This is a genomic window from Acidovorax sp. Root275, from assembly GCF_001428965.1.
GTDB classification, from domain to species: domain Bacteria; phylum Pseudomonadota; class Gammaproteobacteria; order Burkholderiales; family Burkholderiaceae_C; genus Acidovorax; species Acidovorax radicis.
Map to the genome: position 1 here is coordinate 634,889 of NZ_LMJH01000008.1, position 15,035 is coordinate 649,923.

Genomic DNA, 15,035 nt, shown 5'->3' on the forward strand with positions numbered 1-15,035 from the left:
CGCAGAAAGTTAGAACATGGCAGAGAACATCAAGAATTCGGCCAACGACGTGGTGCTGAAGGTTGCAGGCATTTCCAAGCGTTTTGGTGGCCTGCAAGCCCTCTCCGACGTGGGCATCACCATCGAGCGTGGCCAGGTCTATGGCCTGATCGGCCCCAATGGGGCTGGCAAGACCACTTTCTTCAACGTGATCACGGGTCTTTACACGCCCGACAGTGGCACTTTCGAGCTGGCCGGCAAGCCCTACGAGCCCACGGCTGTCCATGAAGTGGCCAAGGCGGGCATTGCGCGCACCTTCCAGAACATCCGCCTGTTTGCAGAAATGACGGCGCTGGAAAACGTGATGGTGGGCCGCCACATCCGCACCAAGTCCGGCCTGCTGGGCGCCGTGTTGCGCACCAAGGGCTTCAAGGAAGAGGAGGCTGCCATCGCCAAGCGTGCGCAGGAACTGCTCGACTACGTGGGCATTGGCAAGTTTGCCGACTACAAGGCGCGCACCCTCTCCTACGGCGACCAGCGCCGCCTGGAGATTGCCCGTGCACTGGCCACCGATCCGCAACTGATCGCGCTCGACGAGCCCGCTGCGGGCATGAACGCCACCGAAAAGGTGCTGCTGCGCGAGCTGATTGACCGCATCCGCAACGACAACCGCACCATCTTGCTCATCGAGCATGACGTGAAGCTGGTGATGGGCCTGTGCGACCGCGTGACGGTGCTCGACTACGGCAAGCAGATCGCCGAAGGCACGCCTGCCACCGTGCAGAAGAACGAAAAAGTGATTGAGGCCTATCTGGGCACCGGAGGACATTGAGAATGGCCGAAAAATCCAACAAGGTACTGCTGCAGGTCAAGGGACTGAAAGTGGCCTACGGCGGTATCCAGGCCGTCAAGGGCGTGGACTTTGAAGTGCGCGAGGGTGAACTGGTCTCGCTGATTGGCTCCAACGGCGCCGGCAAGACCACCACCATGAAGGCCATCACCGGCACCCTGGGCATGAACGATGGCAGCATCGAGTACCTGGGCGAGAGCATCAAGGGCAAGGGCGCCTGGGACCTGGTGAAGAAGGGCCTGGTGATGGTGCCGGAAGGCCGTGGCGTGTTCGCCCGCATGACCATTACCGAAAACCTGCAGATGGGCGCCTACACGCGCCGCGACAAGGCGGGCATCCTGGCCGACATCGAAAAGATGTTCACCATCTTCCCGCGCCTGCGTGAACGCAAGGACCAGCTGGCCGGCACCATGTCGGGCGGCGAACAGCAGATGCTGGCCATGGGCCGTGCGCTGATGAGCCAGCCCAAGGTGCTGCTGCTGGACGAGCCCTCCATGGGCCTGTCGCCCATCATGGTGGACAAGATCTTTGAAGTGGTGCGTGACGTGTACGCCCTGGGGGTGACCATCCTGCTGGTGGAGCAGAACGCCAGCCGTGCGCTGGCGATTGCCGACCGTGGCTACGTGATGGAGTCCGGCCTGATCACCATGTCGGGCCCGGGCCAGCAACTGCTCAACGACCCCAAGGTGCGCGCAGCCTACCTGGGCGAGTAAGCCAACGCCAGCGTCCGGCCATCCGGCCGTTTGGGCGCTGGCAAAGGTGGGTTCATGCAAGGCACTGCCATGTGGCAGTGCCTTTTTTTATGGTGCGCAGATTTTCGATCAATGCAGTAGTTGCTATATTTTTTATAGCTATTGACGGATGTGTATCCAGCGCCAGGCACCAATTTTGTTCATAATTTGCTGCTGTCCAGCCACCCACCCGCCCACCTACCGCCCGTCGCTGCATGTCGATGAACTTCCTGCAATCCTTGCCCATCCCGCTCCAGACCGTGTTGCTGCTGGTGGCCAGCAACGTCTTCATGACCTTTGCCTGGTACGGGCACCTCAAGAACCTGGCCACTTCACCCTGGTACACCGCAGCGCTGGTGAGCTGGGGCATCGCGCTGTTTGAATACCTGCTGCAGGTGCCCGCCAACCGCATCGGCTTCACGCAGTTCAATGTCGGGCAGCTCAAGATCATGCAGGAGGTGATCACGCTGGCGGTGTTTGTGCCGTTTGCGGTGTTCTACATGGGCCAGCCGCTCAAATGGGACTACCTCTGGGCGGGGCTGTGCCTGGTGGGGGCGGTGTATTTCATTTTCCGCGGCGCCTGATCGAGAAGAGAAAGAAGGCGCGTGGTGCCCTGCATTCGCGCGCGTGCCCCGTGGTCGAGAGGCGGGGACACCCGGTTAAACTCGCCCGGTCACCAAAAAGTCATGCCAATGTCATGGCTTTGCCTCTTTTTCAAAAAATCGATCCCGATCCAGGAGCCCCCATGCTGTTTGCCAAGCTGTTGCCACGCGAAGGCAATTTTTTCGAAATGTTCAACCAGCATGCGGACCGCATCGTCGAGGCGGCCAGGGCTTTCTCGCAACTGGTGGCCAACTACAACGACCCGCACCTGCGTGACAAGTACAACCAGGACGTGGACAACGCCGAACGTGCCGCTGACCGCGTGACGCACGAAGTGAACAAGGCCATCCACAAGACCTTCATCACCCCCATCGACCGTGAGCAGATCCACACGCTGATCAACACGATGGACGATGTGGCCGACCTGATCCAGGACTCTGCCGAGACCATGGCGCTGTACGACGTGCGCCACATGACGGAAGAGATCACGCGCCTCACGGACCTCAGCCTCAAGTGCTGTGAACGCCTGCGCGATGCCGTCAAACTGCTCGACAAGATCGCCGACCCGGCCGTGGCCGAGGCCGCACTCAAGACCTGCGAAGAGATCGACAAGCTCGAATCCGACGCGGACCGCGTGATGCGCAGCGCCATGAGCAAGCTCTTCCGCGAAGAGCCCGATGTGCGCGAGGTGATCAAGCTCAAGGCCATTTACGAGCTGCTGGAAACCATCACCGACAAGTGCGAGGACGTGGCCAATTGCATCGAGGGCATCGTCCTCGAAAACTCCTGATCCGGCGGGCTGACCAGCATGGAAACCGTACAAACGGCCCTCTGGGTTGTGGTCCTGCTCGTGGCGCTGGCGATCCTGTTCGACTTCATGAACGGGTTCCACGACGCCGCCAATTCGATTGCCACGGTGGTCTCCACCGGGGTGCTCAAGCCTGCACAGGCCGTGCTGTTCGCGGCGTTCTTCAACTTCGTGGCGATCTTCGTCTTTCACCTGAGCGTGGCCGCCACGGTGGGCAAAGGCATCGTGCAGCCCGGCATCGTGGATACGCACGTGGTGTTTGGTGCCCTGGTGGGTGCCATCACCTGGAACGTGATCACCTGGTACTACGGCATCCCCAGCAGTTCTTCGCATGCGCTGATCGGTGGCATCGTGGGTGCTGTGATTGCCAAGGCGGGGGCTGGTGCCCTGGTGTCCGCCGGCATTCTCAAGACGGTGGCGTTCATCTTCGTTTCGCCGCTGCTGGGCTTTGCGCTCGGCTCTCTGATGATGGTGGGCGTTGCGTGGATCTTCCGGCGGGCGCGGCCCAGCAAGGTGGACAAGTGGTTCCGCCGGCTGCAGCTGGTGTCTGCAGGGGCCTACAGCCTGGGCCACGGTGGCAATGACGCCCAGAAGACCATCGGAATCATCTGGCTGCTGCTGATAGCGACGGGGTACTCCTCCGCATCCGACGCGTCGCCCCCCACGTGGACCATTGTGAGCTGCTATGTGGCCATTGGCCTCGGGACCATGTTCGGCGGCTGGCGCATCGTGAAGACCATGGGCCAGAAGATCACCAAGCTCAAGCCCGTGGGCGGCTTCTGCGCCGAAACGGGTGGGGCGCTGACCCTGTTCCTGGCGACCACGCTGGGCATTCCGGTGTCCACCACCCATACCATCACGGGTGCCATCGTGGGCGTTGGCTCCACCCAGCGCGCCAGCGCCGTGCGCTGGGGCGTGGCGGGCAACATCGTCTGGGCCTGGATACTGACCATTCCTGCCAGCGCGTTTGTGGCCGCCGTGGCGTACTGGATCAGCCTGCAGATGTTCTGAGGGTCAAAATTCCCGGGTAGCTATAAAACATATAGCTAGTCACGCAATATGGATAAGCGCGAACGCCCCATTTGAATGCAAATTCAATGGGGCGTTTGCTTGGGAGCCTGTGGGGTCACTGCGAGATCTTGCGGGCTTCCTCGATCTGGTATTCGAAATACCGCTGAAAGCTGAACGCGAGGCTGGCCATCAGCACGGCGGTACCGACCATCAGCGAAACCACGATGGCGCCGATGGTGATCCATTGGGTCCTGCCCGCCGGGGCGTCGGGTGCGGCCGTGGGGTTGTAGCGTGCGTTCCAGGCCTCAGGCGTCTTGAGCGCAAACAGGATGGCCTGCAATGCGCAGCCCGCAATCGTGAAGCCGAGCAGGGGAATCAGCATCCAGCTGTAGTGGTCGTCCTGGCCCAGCTGCTGCACACGCTGGATACCGTAAATGCCCAGCGCCGTCGGGATCGGTAGCAGCCATCCCAGCATGTCGGTGAGCCCGTGCAGGTAGAAACGGTGCAGGCCCAGCGGCCCGCCCACGAAGGCGAGCCAGGCCGCCAGAGTTTTGTTTTTCATGGGGCATTATTCATCGTCGGGCCGCCTCGAGATGAACAAGTGGTCTCCTTTGGAGGGGCTGCAACCCGCGCCGCTGGGGCGCATGGAGGCTGTTTTCACTCCGGCGAAGTGGTATCGCCCGCGCCCAGGGTTTTTTCCATGAGCACGATGTCGCGCCAGGCGCCGAACTTCCAGCCCACCGAACGCATCACGCCCACATCGGTAAAACCCAGTGCCCGGTGCACGCCGATCGATCCCGCGTTGGCCGAATCGCCAATGACGGCCAGCAGCTTGCGCACACCAGCCGCTTCGGCCTGCTTCGCCAGCTCGGCCAGCAGCGTGCGGCCCAGGCCCATGCCACGGGCGCTGTCGGCGACGTAGATCGAATCCTCTGCCGAGAAGCGGTAGGCCGGGCGTGGCTTGAACCAGTTGGCATAGGCATAGCCGAGCACCTGGCCGTCTTGCTCGGCCACCAGCCAGGGCAGGCCACGCGCCAGCACATCGGCGCGGCGGCCTGCCATGTCGGCCTCCGATGGGGGGTCGATCTCGAACGTGCCCGTGCCGTGGAGCACGTGGTGTTGGTAAATGGCCGTGATGGCCGGAATATCGCTGTCGGTGCTGGGGCGGATGGTAGGCATTGGAGGAAATGGATATAATCGCGGGCTTTGCAGCGTGTCGCTGGCCGGGTGGCCATGTCGCGTGTCTCAAGCGTTGCGAATATGGTTGCGAACACTGTGGCTCAAGGCAAATGTTGCCGGAGTTCACCACCCGAAGGATAAATCATGGTCGTCATTCGACTCTCTCGCGGCGGCTCCAAGGGCCGTCCTTTCTTCAATATCGTCGTTGCTGACAAGCGCGTGCGCCGCGATGGCCGCTTCATCGAGCGCATCGGCTTCTACAACCCCACCGCCAAGGAAACCGAAGAAGGCCTGCGCATCGTGCAAGACCGCCTGACGTACTGGCAGAGCGTGGGCGCCCAGTCCTCGCCCACCGTGGACCGCCTGATCAAGCAAGCCGCCAAGAAGGCTGCTTAAAGCTCCCTGAAAAGGGCGGGTTTCGTCGGCATGCCTGACGGAACCCGCCCTTTTCCTATTCTGGAATCACCGCCATGGCCACCAACCTGACTCTCGAACCCGCAGAGCTGCCCGCCGATGCTATTGAAGTGGGGCGCATTGCCGATGCCTGGGGCGTCAAGGGCTGGTTCAAGGTGCTGTCGCACAGCAGCAGTCCCGAGGCGCTGTTTTCGTCGAAGCGCTGGTATCTGCAGCCCTCGGAGCGCGGTGCCAAGACGTTTGCTGGCACCGTGTTGTTGTCCATCCGCCAGGCCAAGGACCATTCGGACACCGTGGTCGCCTGGGCCCAGGGCATTGATGACCGCGACGCGGCCGAAGCCCTCCGCGGCGCGCGCATCTTTGTGCCACGCTCCAGCTTTCCGTCCACCACAGAAGATGAGTACTACTGGGTCGATCTGATTGGTCTTGAGGTCGTCAACCGCGAAGGCGTGGCGCTGGGGCAGGTGCAGGAGCTGATGTCCACTGGCCCCCAGACGGTGCTGGTGCTGGCCTACGAACAGGATGGCAAGGCGCAGGAGCGCATGATTCCTTTTGTCTCTGCCTTTGTCGACAAGGTGGACTTGGCCGAAAAACGCATCACCGTGGACTGGCAACCCGACTACTGATCGGCACGCACTGACCGCGCCGCGCACCATGCGCTTTGACATTCTCACCCTGTTTCCCGAGCTGTTTGCTCCGTTCCTGGCCAGCGGTGTGACCCGCCGCGCGTATGCCGGCGGTCAAGTCGATGTGCGCCTTTGGAACCCGCGTGACTACGCCGATGGCAATTACCGCCGTGTCGACGACAGGCCTTTTGGCGGTGGGCCTGGAATGGTGATGCTGGCCGAGCCCCTGGCACGGTGCCTTGCGGCCATCCGGGCCGAGCGTGGCGAGGCCGAGGGCAACCAGGTGCCGCTGGTCCTTTTTTCGCCCATTGGCGAGACGCTGAACCATGCTGCCGTGGAGCGCTGGTCTGCGAGTGCCGGTGCCATCCTTCTGTGCGGGCGCTATGAAGGCATTGACCAGCGTTTTATCGATGCCCATGTCGATCTGCAGATGAGTCTGGGGGATTTTGTGCTGTCGGGTGGCGAAATTGCCGCCATGGCCTTGCTGGACGCCGTGGCGCGCTTGCAGCCCGGCGTGCTCAATGACGAGGGCAGCCACCAGCTCGACAGCTTCAACCCGGCGCTCGATGGCCTGCTCGATTGTCCGCACTACACGCGCCCCGAAGAGTGGGCAGGCCAGCAGGTGCCTGCCGCACTGATGTCCGGCCACCATGCGCAGATCGAGCGTTGGCGGCGTGACCAGCGCTTGGCCACCACGGCCCGGCACCGGCCTGACCTCATCGAGGCAGCGCGCAAAGCAGGGCATCTCGCCTCCGCCGATGAAGCCGTATTGGCCAAGCTTGCCTGAATTGCTATAATCAAAGGCTTTTCGATCCTCTGGCCGGCCGTTTTGACAGGGAGTTCTCCCGCAAAACACTGAGACGTCAATCCCGACGCAGCCATTTTTGGCGCGGACAAGATCGTTGGATATCAAACATGAACCTGATTCAGACCCTGGAAGCGGAAGAAATCGCCCGCTTGAACAAGACCATCCCCGAATTCGCCCCCGGTGACACCGTCATCGTGAGCGTGAACGTGGTGGAAGGTACCCGCAAGCGCGTGCAGGCTTACGAAGGCGTGGTGATTGCCAAGCGCAATCGTGGCCTGAACAGCGGCTTCACCGTGCGCAAGATCTCCAGCGGCGAAGGCGTGGAGCGTACGTTCCAGACCTACAGCCCGCTGATCGCCAGCATCGAAGTCAAGCGCCGTGGTGACGTGCGCCGTGCCAAGCTGTACTACCTGCGTGACCGCAGCGGCAAGTCGGCACGTATCAAGGAAAAGCTGCCTGCGCGTGCCAACAAGGTTGCAGCAGCCACCGCCGCATAAGGCGCAGGCTCAACCTGACAAGCCGCTACAGCATCTGCCTGTAGCGGCTTTTTGTTTTTTTGGCTTTCTCGGCCTCGGCCCTTTTGTGAACCCTTCTTCCAGTCCTGTTGTCTCCTCGGCCATCGCTCCTTTGTCGAGCCTGCCCGACTTTGATCCCCGCCTCGTCCCGGTGGCGGGGGTGGATGCGCACCTGCCTGCAGTGCCTGCACAGGCCCAGACTCCCGAAGCACTGCGGGCGCGTTTTGTGCACCCGCCGCAGTGGGAGCCCGAGGTACTGCTGGAAAAGAAGTTCATGAACCGCGAGCCGGCCCATGCGTCAGTCCTGATCGCCATCGTGCTGCGCGAGCAACCCATGGTGCTATTGACCGAACGCACGGCCCACCTGTCCACCCATTCGGGGCAGGTGGCTTTCCCGGGTGGACGGGCCGACCCTGGGGATGCCACGCCCGCCGACACGGCCTTGCGCGAGGCTCAGGAAGAGGTGGGGCTTGCGCGGGATTTTGTCGAGGTGCTGGGCACGTTGCCGATCTATGTCACGGGCTCGTCGTTCATCATCACGCCGGTGGTGGCGCTTGTGCAGCCGGACTGCGTGCTCCAGCCCAATCCCTATGAGGTGGCAGATCTCTTTGAGGTGCCGCTTGCTTTTTTGCTCAACCCTGCCAACCACCAGCGCCATGTCTTCGACCGGGATGGTGTACACCGCGAGTGGTTCTCGATGCCCTACCAGGACGGTGGCAAGAATCACTACATCTGGGGCGCCACGGCGGGCATGCTGCGCAATTTCTACCGTTTTATGCAGGCGTAAGCCGAGCTCGCGTGCGATGGGGTGCATTGGGGTAAAGCACCAGTATCATTGCCCTCCATGAGTTTCTTCGCCATCCTGTTCGCTCTGCTGATCGAGCAGGCCCGCCCGCTGGCACGCAGCAATCCCATCCATGCAGGTCTGCGTGCGTGGGCGCTGTCCGTGAGCCGCAATTTTGATGCAGGCAAACCACACCACGGTTGGGTGGCCTGGAGCCTTGCGGTGCTGGTCCCGGCCCTGGTGACCCTGGCCATCCACTGGCTGCTGCTCTGGGGACTGGGGTGGCCTTTTGCGGTGCTGTGGAGCGTTGCAGTGCTGTACATCACGCTTGGGTTTCGGCAGTTCAGCCACCACTTCACTGGCATCCGCGATGCGCTGGAGGAGGGCGATGAAGATGCTGCCCGCGAGCGCCTGGCCCACTGGCAGCAGGTGGATGTGGGAGCGCTGCCGCGCAGCGAGATCGTGCGCCATGTGATCGAGTATTCGGTGTTGGCAGCCCACCGGCATGTGTTCGGCGTGCTGGCATGGTTCTCCGTGCTGGCAGCTCTGGGCCTGGGGCCCACAGGTGCCGTGCTGTACCGGTTGGCCGAGTTTGTATCGCGTTACTGGCATTACAAGCAACGCGCGGGTGCCCAGCCTGCCAGTGCCTCGTTGCAGCAAGCCTCTGCCCAGGCATGGACGGCCATCGACTGGCTGCCGGCCCGTCTTACGGCGCTGAGCTTTGCCGTGGTGGGCAGCTTTGAAGAAGCCATTGAGGGCTGGCGGTTTCATGCGCAGCGCTTCCCCAATGACAATGATGGTGTGGTGCTGGCTGCCACGGCGGGTGCCATCAATGTGCGTCTGGGTGGCGAGGCGCTCAAGGCACGCACCGAATTGCACACGCCGCAGGGCCTGGAGATTGATGCCGACATGGGTGACAGCGATTCCACTCCGGGCCGCGAGCCTGAGGTGGGCCACCTGCGCAGCGTGGTGGGGCTGGTGTGGCGCTCGGTGGTGGTGTGGATGCTGCTGCTGGCGCTGCTCACGTTGGCGCGGTTGCTGGGGTAGAGGCCAGAAGCCCCCTTGAGTCGCCTTCGGCGCTGTCCCCCCCGAGGGGGCTCACTCAGTGGCCTGGCAAAGCCAGTTCCACGGATGCGCTGGTGCGATCACGCCGGTGATGTAGGCCGCGTCCAGCTCAATACCGGGTGTGGCTCAGTTCTTCAAACAAATCACTATAAATTTTATAGCGTGTTGCGCTGATACCGCCAGCGCCAGGACCTGATTTGACCGCATCCAGCACGCCGCAGCCTGGTTCGTGCAGGTGGGTGCAGTTGTAGAACTTGCAAGCTGTCGCATGTGCTGCAATGTCGGGCATGCAGGCTGCCAGTTGCATGGGGGCAATGTGGTGCAGGCCAAACTCCTGAAAGCCCGGTGAATCGATGAGGGCGGTGGTGCGGGCCTTGTCCATCCAGTACCAGTGGGTGCTGGTGGTGGTGTGTTTGCCGGAGTTCAGCGCCTGCGAGATTTCGCCGGTCAGCACGGTAGCACCTGGCACCAGTAGATTGATGAGGGTGCTTTTGCCGGATCCCGAGGGCCCCAGCACCAGTGTGGTCTTGCCCTCAAGGTGTTCCATCAGCAGTGCGCGGTCCACTTCGCTGGAGAGCGCGAGCGACAGCGGCAGCACGCCGTAGTGCTTGCCCGCACCCATGTGTCGGTAGGGCAGCAAACGCTCCCAGGCGCGGGCGAAGGGCTCGACCAGATCACTCTTGTTGAGTGCGATGATGGGCTTGATGCCTTCGGCCTCGGCGGCAATCAGGGCGCGGGCGAGCTGGCTTTCCGAGAACACCGGCTCTGCTGCGATCAGGATGAGCACTTGGTCGAGGTTGGCGGCAAATGACTTGGTGCGGATTTCGTCCTGGCGGTAAAAGAGGTTGCGTCGCTCCTTGACCTTCTCGATGGTGCCCTCTTCGCCTTGGCCGGGTGGTGGTGCCTGCCACAGCACATGGTCGCCCACCACGGCCTGGCTCTTCTTGCCACGTGGATGGCAGATGCGGCGTGCGCCGTCGGGGGTTTCCACCATGCAGTGGCGCCCATGGCTGGCCACCACGGTGCCGTCCATGAGCGCGCTGCGTTCAGCCATGGGAAGGGGGCGTGCGCGGGGTCATGGGGTCACGCCACCAGGGCGTCGAACTGCGTCGCGCACTCGAAATCCGTGGACGAAATGCCATGCACATCGTGCGTGTTCAGGCGCACCACGCAACGGCTGTAGTGCACCGACAGGTCGGGGTGGTGGTCCTGGGCATTGGCGATGAAGGCCAGGGCGTTCACGAACGAGATGGTCTCGTAGTAGTTGGCGAACTGGTAGGTCTTCTCGATGGCCACATCGGCGCCATCGCCGGTCAGGCTCCAGCCTTCGAGTTTGGCCAGGTTTGCTACAACTTCAGTAGCTGTCAGCGCACGACGTGGCAGCGTTGACCAGTCTTTTTTCTTCAACATGGTAGTCATGGGAGGGAGGGGGTATGCATGCGCGCCAGCCGCTCGGTGGCGGGTGGATGCGAGTAGTAGAACTTCACGTACACCGGGTCGGGTGTGAGCGTGGAGGCATTATCTTCGTACAGCTTGAGCAGGGCGGAAGACAGGTCGGCGCCGCTGGCCTGGGCCACGGCATAAGCGTCTGCCTGGAATTCGTGGCGTCGCGAGAGCTGGGAGAACAGTGGCGAAATGAAAAATGTGAAGACCGGCACCACCAGCATGAAAAGCAGCAGGGCCAACGCATCGTTGGGGGCCGCCGCCATGGCGGGGTCCAGCGAGATACTGGGCCGCACGCCCAGGCCGGTGTAGAACCACACCTGGTTGGACAGCCAGCCCAGCAGCGCAAAGCCTGCCAGGCTCATGGCGAACAGGGTCACGATGCGCTGGATGATATGGCGGTGCTTGAAATGTCCGAGCTCATGGGCAAGGACCGCCTCGACCTCGCCTGGGGCCAACTGGCGCAGCAGGGTGTCGTAGAACACCACGCGCTTGGCGGCGCCAAAGCCGGTGAAATAGGCATTGGCATGCGCGCTGCGGCGGCTGCCATCCATCACGAACAGGCCCTTGGCCGAGAAGCCGCAGCGCTGCATCAGCGCCGTGACCCGGGCCTTGAGCGATTCGTCTTCGAGGGGCTGGAACTTGTTGAACAGCGGAGCAATGAAGGTCGGATAGACCACCATCAGCAGCAGGTTGAAACCCATCCAGAAGCACCAGGCCCACAGCCACCACAGCGGACCGGTTGCCCCCATGATCCACAGGATCAGCGCAGCGATAGGCAGACCGATGAGTGCGCCGACCAGCAGGCCCTTGAGCGCATCGGCAACCCAAAGGCGCCAGGTCATCTTGTTGAAACCAAAGCGCTCTTCCACGACGAAGGTCTGGTAGAGCGACAGCGGCAGGTCGATGAGTCCGCTGATGGTGGCAAAGGCAGTCAGCAGCGCCAACTGCTGCCACATTCCGCCGCCCAGGGCGTTGAGCAGGGCCTGATTCAGCGCGTCCAGCCCGCCCAGCAGCGTCCAGCCCAGCAGCACGGCCGCGCCCAGTGCCATTTCCAGCAAGCCCAGGCGCGCCTTGGTGATCGTGTAGTCTGCGGCTTTCTGGTGCGCAGTCAATGCGATGCGTTCTGCAAATGGGGTGGGAACTGCGCTGCGGTGCCGCGCGACATGCCGGATCTGGCGCGTGGCGAGCCAGAACTTGAGCACAAGGCCCAGGGAGAGCGCAATGGCAAACGCTAGCGTCAACGCCATGTCGGGAGAGAAAACGTCGGAAGTGGGCATGAGCGGCGAGTTTAGGCCATCGGCGACAATGCGCGCCATGTCAGAAGCCAACAACCCCACCCCTCACGCACTTGCCAAATCCGACCAGAACCTGGTCTGGCTGGACTGCGAAATGACCGGCCTGGAGCCCGATACCGACCGCCTGCTGGAAATTGCCGTCATTGTGACGGGCCCGAGCCTCGAACCCCGCATCGAGGGGCCCGTGTTTGCGATTCACCAGCCCGATGAGCTGCTCAACAAGATGGATGCCTGGAACAAAGGCACCCATGGCCGCAGTGGCCTGATTGACAAGGTGAAAGCCTCGACCGTGACGGAGGAGGAAGCTGAGCAGCAGATCATCGCCTTTCTGAGTCAGTACGTGCCCAAGGGTACGGCGCCTATGTGCGGTAACAGCATCGGCCAGGACCGGCGCTTTCTGGTGCGCTATATGCCCAAGCTCGAGCGCTTCTTTCACTACCGCAACGTGGATGTGAGCACCCTCAAGGAACTGGCAAAGCGGTGGAAACCTGAGGCCTACACCAGCTTCAAGAAGGCGCAGAAGCACACGGCCTTGGCCGATGTGCATGAATCGATTGAAGAGCTGGCACATTACCGCAAGCACCTGCTGTCGGTCTGATTGAACCCGCGGCGTGCTGTGGAGCGCGCTTTTTGTAAGGGACCGATGAAATACCGCAAAAATAGAAGAGGGGTTGCGGGGAAAACCCTATTCATGCCATAATCAGCGGCTGCGCAGGAATCCATTCTTCGCAGATTGTGCATCTCCCCTCACACACCGGGCTTGCCAGCCGACTGCTTTCAACGCAGTGCAGGACTAGCGAACAACGCCCACCAGCATCCGCCCAGAGCAATGCAGGTTTCGTTTGATGGTTGATGTTTTTTAACCATTGACGAAGCCACTCGCAGGCTACGCTTGCGATCGTCTTCGTGAGAGAAAATCATGACCGACACCTCTTTGGTGCAGGGCGAATTCGCGCCTGCCGATACTTCCTTTGCTGCCGACGTTTCCGTGCAGTCTTCCCCTCTGGACGCCGTGGTGGCATCTGCTATTGAAGCCGATGTCGCCGTGACCGCCGAACCCAATGGCTTCATCGAGCTGGGTCTGGCCCCTGAACTCGTGCAGGCCGTGGCTGACCTGGGCTATACCCAGCCCACCAGCGTGCAGCTCAAGGCCATTCCCCTGGCCATGGGCGGCGGTAACGATGCCACCAAGTTCATCGACCTGATGGTCTCCAGCCAGACCGGCTCCGGCAAGACTGCTGCCTTCCTGTTGCCCGTGCTGCACACGCTGATCAACCAGCAAGCCGCTGCCGAGGCCGAAGAACGTGCTGCTTTCGAGCGCTCCGTGGCCGAAGCCGCCGAGCGTGGCGAACCCGCTCCCAAGCGCGCCAAGCGCAAGGACCCCACCAGCTCGCGCAATTTCAAGGCTGCCACCCCTGGCGCCCTGATCCTGTGCCCCACGCGTGAACTGGCGCAGCAGGTGGCGCATGACGCCATCGACCTCGTCAAGCATTGCCGTGGCCTGCGCGTGGCCAACGTGGTGGGCGGCATGCCTTATCAGTTGCAGATCGCCAAGCTGCAGAACGCCGACCTGGTGGTGGCCACTCCTGGCCGCCTGCTGGATCTGCAGCGCTCGATGCAGATCAAGCTCGACAAGGTGCAGTTCCTGGTTGTGGACGAAGCCGACCGCATGCTCGACCTGGGCTTCTCGGACGATCTGGCCGAACTGAACCAGCTGACTGCCCAGCGCAAGCAGACCATGATGTTCAGCGCCACGTTCGCACCCCGTATCCAGCAACTCGCTATGCGCGTGATGCACGACGGTGGTTCGTCTGTGCAGAAGGTCACCATCGACTCTCCGCAAGAGAAGCATGCCAACATCAAGCAGATGCTGTACTGGGCCGACAACGCCCAACACAAGCGCAAGATGCTGGACCACTGGCTGCGTGACACCACGATCAACCAGGCCATCGTTTTTGCCAGTACCCAGGTGGAATGTGACGGCCTGGCCAATGACCTGCAGCAGGAAGGCTTCTCGGCCGTGGCACTGCATGGCGCCCTGAGCCAGGGTCTGCGCAATCGCCGTTTGATGGCACTGCGCGCTGGTCAGGTGCAGATTCTGGTGGCGACCGATGTGGCTGCACGCGGCATCGATGTGCCCACGATCACCCACGTGTTCAACTTTGGCCTGCCCATGAAGGCCGAGGACTACACCCACCGCATTGGCCGTACAGGCCGTGCGGGCCGCGATGGCCTAGCCATCACGTTTGCCGAGTTCCGCGATCGCCGCAAGATCTACGACATTGAGTCGTACAGCCGCCAGCAGTTCAAGGCCGAAGTGATTCCAGGCATGGAACCGTCGCAACGTGCCCCCCAGGCACCCCGTGGTGGTGGTGACTTTGCAGGCCGTGGTCGCCCCAGTGGCGGTTACGACCGCGACAGCCGTGATCGCAAGTTTGGCGGACCGGCCCGTGGTGGCAATGACCGTGGCGGATTCGGTGGTGGTTTTGGTGGCGGTTTCGCCGGCCGCGACAACCAGCGTGCGGCCCCCGCCCGTGGCGGTGAGGGTGGTGGTTTTGGTGCCCGCGATGACCGGGGTTTTGCCCCCCGCCGCGATGGTGACAGCTATGGCCGCAAGCCCGGCTTCGGTGACGCAGCAGGCCGTGGCGGTTTCGCCCCCCGTGGTGATGCGGGCGCGCCGCGCGGTGACTTTGCGCCCCGCAAGCCCAGCTTCGCCAAACCCGCTGGCGGTGGCGGCGGCAAGCCCTTTGTGGCCCATGATGCCCGCAAGCGTCCTGCACGCCCGGCACGCTGATTCGTCCGTTGGCCTCGTCTTGTCGAGGTGGTTTTTAAAAGGCTGGTACCGCAAGGTGCTGGCCTTTTTTGTTGTTGTGGGCACCCTGGATCAAGAATATGGAGAGCAGCTCGACAATAATTGCCCA

19 protein-coding genes are annotated in these 15,035 nt (G+C 62.3%); 13 read left to right on the plus strand and 6 right to left on the minus strand.

The genetic code is table 11. From position 1 onward, the window contains the following. The first annotated feature begins 16 nt into the window (after positions 1–16). Together ASE52_RS12990 and ASE52_RS12995 are read left to right on the plus strand one after the other, a co-directional pair. The gene (locus ASE52_RS12990; protein ID WP_010463497.1) at positions 17–811 is read left to right on the plus strand and encodes an ABC transporter ATP-binding protein; all 795 of its coding nucleotides are present in this window, start codon (positions 17–19) and stop codon (positions 809–811) included. A gap of 2 nt (positions 812–813) precedes the next feature. Continuing rightward, entirely contained in the window at positions 814–1,542 is a 729-nt protein-coding gene (locus tag ASE52_RS12995) for an ABC transporter ATP-binding protein (protein WP_010463498.1), read from the plus strand. Between the two features lie 52 nt (positions 1,543–1,594). On the opposite strand, the gene ASE52_RS26090 is transcribed toward ASE52_RS12995, so the two are convergent. Then, the gene (locus ASE52_RS26090) at positions 1,595–1,852 is read right to left on the minus strand and encodes a hypothetical protein (RefSeq protein ID WP_206743050.1); all 258 of its coding nucleotides are present in this window, start codon (positions 1,850–1,852) and stop codon (positions 1,595–1,597) included. Here ASE52_RS26090 and ASE52_RS13000 point away from each other — a divergent pair. From ASE52_RS13000 to ASE52_RS13010, 3 genes are all read left to right on the plus strand, one after another. Then, on the plus strand, positions 1,782–2,144 hold the full coding sequence (locus tag ASE52_RS13000; RefSeq protein WP_029414044.1) for a DMT family protein: 363 nt from the start codon (positions 1,782–1,784) through the stop codon (positions 2,142–2,144). The two genes, ASE52_RS26090 and ASE52_RS13000, sit on opposite strands and share 71 nt — an antisense overlap. A 161-nt stretch (positions 2,145–2,305) precedes the next feature. Continuing rightward, the gene (locus ASE52_RS13005) at positions 2,306–2,953 is read left to right on the plus strand and encodes a DUF47 domain-containing protein (protein WP_010463500.1); all 648 of its coding nucleotides are present in this window, start codon (positions 2,306–2,308) and stop codon (positions 2,951–2,953) included. An 18-nt stretch (positions 2,954–2,971) separates the two neighbouring features. Then, positions 2,972–3,982 carry an inorganic phosphate transporter gene (locus tag ASE52_RS13010; protein ID WP_010463501.1) on the plus strand — a complete coding sequence of 337 codons (1,011 nt, stop codon included), beginning with the start codon at positions 2,972–2,974 and terminating at the stop codon, positions 3,980–3,982. Between the two features lie 115 nt (positions 3,983–4,097). Here ASE52_RS13010 and ASE52_RS13015 read toward each other — a convergent pair whose 3' ends face one another. Continuing rightward, positions 4,098–4,544, minus strand: coding sequence for a TM2 domain-containing protein (locus ASE52_RS13015; RefSeq protein ID WP_010463502.1), 447 nt, complete (start codon positions 4,542–4,544; stop codon positions 4,098–4,100). Between the two features lie 95 nt (positions 4,545–4,639). Beyond that, complete coding sequence (locus ASE52_RS13020; protein WP_057226611.1) at positions 4,640–5,161, minus strand: GNAT family N-acetyltransferase; 522 nt, start codon at positions 5,159–5,161, stop codon at positions 4,640–4,642. A 144-nt stretch (positions 5,162–5,305) separates the two neighbouring features. On the opposite strand from ASE52_RS13020, the gene rpsP reads away from it, so the two are divergent. The 6 genes from rpsP (at position 5,306) to ASE52_RS13050 (ending at position 9,355) form a co-directional block, all read left to right on the plus strand. Next, positions 5,306–5,557 (plus strand): 30S ribosomal protein S16, encoded by a 252-nt coding sequence (rpsP, locus tag ASE52_RS13025; RefSeq protein WP_010463504.1) that lies wholly within the window; start codon positions 5,306–5,308, stop codon positions 5,555–5,557. Positions 5,558–5,631: 74 nt separating this feature from the next. After that, complete coding sequence (gene rimM, locus ASE52_RS13030) at positions 5,632–6,201, plus strand: ribosome maturation factor RimM (RefSeq protein ID WP_010463506.1); 570 nt, start codon at positions 5,632–5,634, stop codon at positions 6,199–6,201. Between the two features lie 28 nt (positions 6,202–6,229). Continuing rightward, complete coding sequence (gene trmD / locus ASE52_RS13035) at positions 6,230–6,988, plus strand: tRNA (guanosine(37)-N1)-methyltransferase TrmD (protein WP_057226613.1); 759 nt, start codon at positions 6,230–6,232, stop codon at positions 6,986–6,988. Positions 6,989–7,116: 128 nt separating this feature from the next. Continuing rightward, positions 7,117–7,506, plus strand: a complete 390-nt coding sequence (rplS, locus tag ASE52_RS13040) for a 50S ribosomal protein L19 (RefSeq protein WP_057226615.1) — start codon at positions 7,117–7,119, stop codon at positions 7,504–7,506. Positions 7,507–7,591: 85 nt separating this feature from the next. Further along, positions 7,592–8,311 (plus strand): CoA pyrophosphatase, encoded by a 720-nt coding sequence (locus tag ASE52_RS13045; protein ID WP_029414045.1) that lies wholly within the window; start codon positions 7,592–7,594, stop codon positions 8,309–8,311. 57 nt (positions 8,312–8,368) lie between these two features. After that, positions 8,369–9,355 (plus strand): CobD/CbiB family protein, encoded by a 987-nt coding sequence (locus tag ASE52_RS13050; protein ID WP_010463513.1) that lies wholly within the window; start codon positions 8,369–8,371, stop codon positions 9,353–9,355. A gap of 127 nt (positions 9,356–9,482) precedes the next feature. Here ASE52_RS13050 and rsgA read toward each other — a convergent pair whose 3' ends face one another. From rsgA to ASE52_RS13065, 3 genes are read right to left on the minus strand one after another with little or no spacing between them, the layout of a single operon-like run. Continuing rightward, a complete protein-coding gene (rsgA, locus tag ASE52_RS13055; RefSeq protein ID WP_010463515.1) occupies positions 9,483–10,427 on the minus strand; it encodes a ribosome small subunit-dependent GTPase A in 945 nt (314 codons plus the stop codon). Positions 10,428–10,456: 29 nt separating this feature from the next. Continuing rightward, positions 10,457–10,792, minus strand: coding sequence for a 4a-hydroxytetrahydrobiopterin dehydratase (locus ASE52_RS13060; RefSeq protein ID WP_057226616.1), 336 nt, complete (start codon positions 10,790–10,792; stop codon positions 10,457–10,459). After that, positions 10,789–12,096, minus strand: a complete 1,308-nt coding sequence (locus ASE52_RS13065) for a M48 family metallopeptidase (RefSeq protein WP_057227226.1) — start codon at positions 12,094–12,096, stop codon at positions 10,789–10,791. The genes ASE52_RS13060 and ASE52_RS13065 overlap by 4 nt, the downstream gene beginning before the upstream one ends. A 37-nt stretch (positions 12,097–12,133) precedes the next feature. Between ASE52_RS13065 and orn the strand changes: the two genes are divergently transcribed. Then, entirely contained in the window at positions 12,134–12,712 is a 579-nt protein-coding gene (gene orn / locus ASE52_RS13070) for an oligoribonuclease (protein ID WP_010463521.1), read from the plus strand. 321 nt (positions 12,713–13,033) lie between these two features. Beyond that, entirely contained in the window at positions 13,034–14,908 is a 1,875-nt protein-coding gene (locus ASE52_RS13075) for a DEAD/DEAH box helicase (protein WP_057226618.1), read from the plus strand. Positions 14,909–15,035 lie beyond the last annotated feature (127 nt).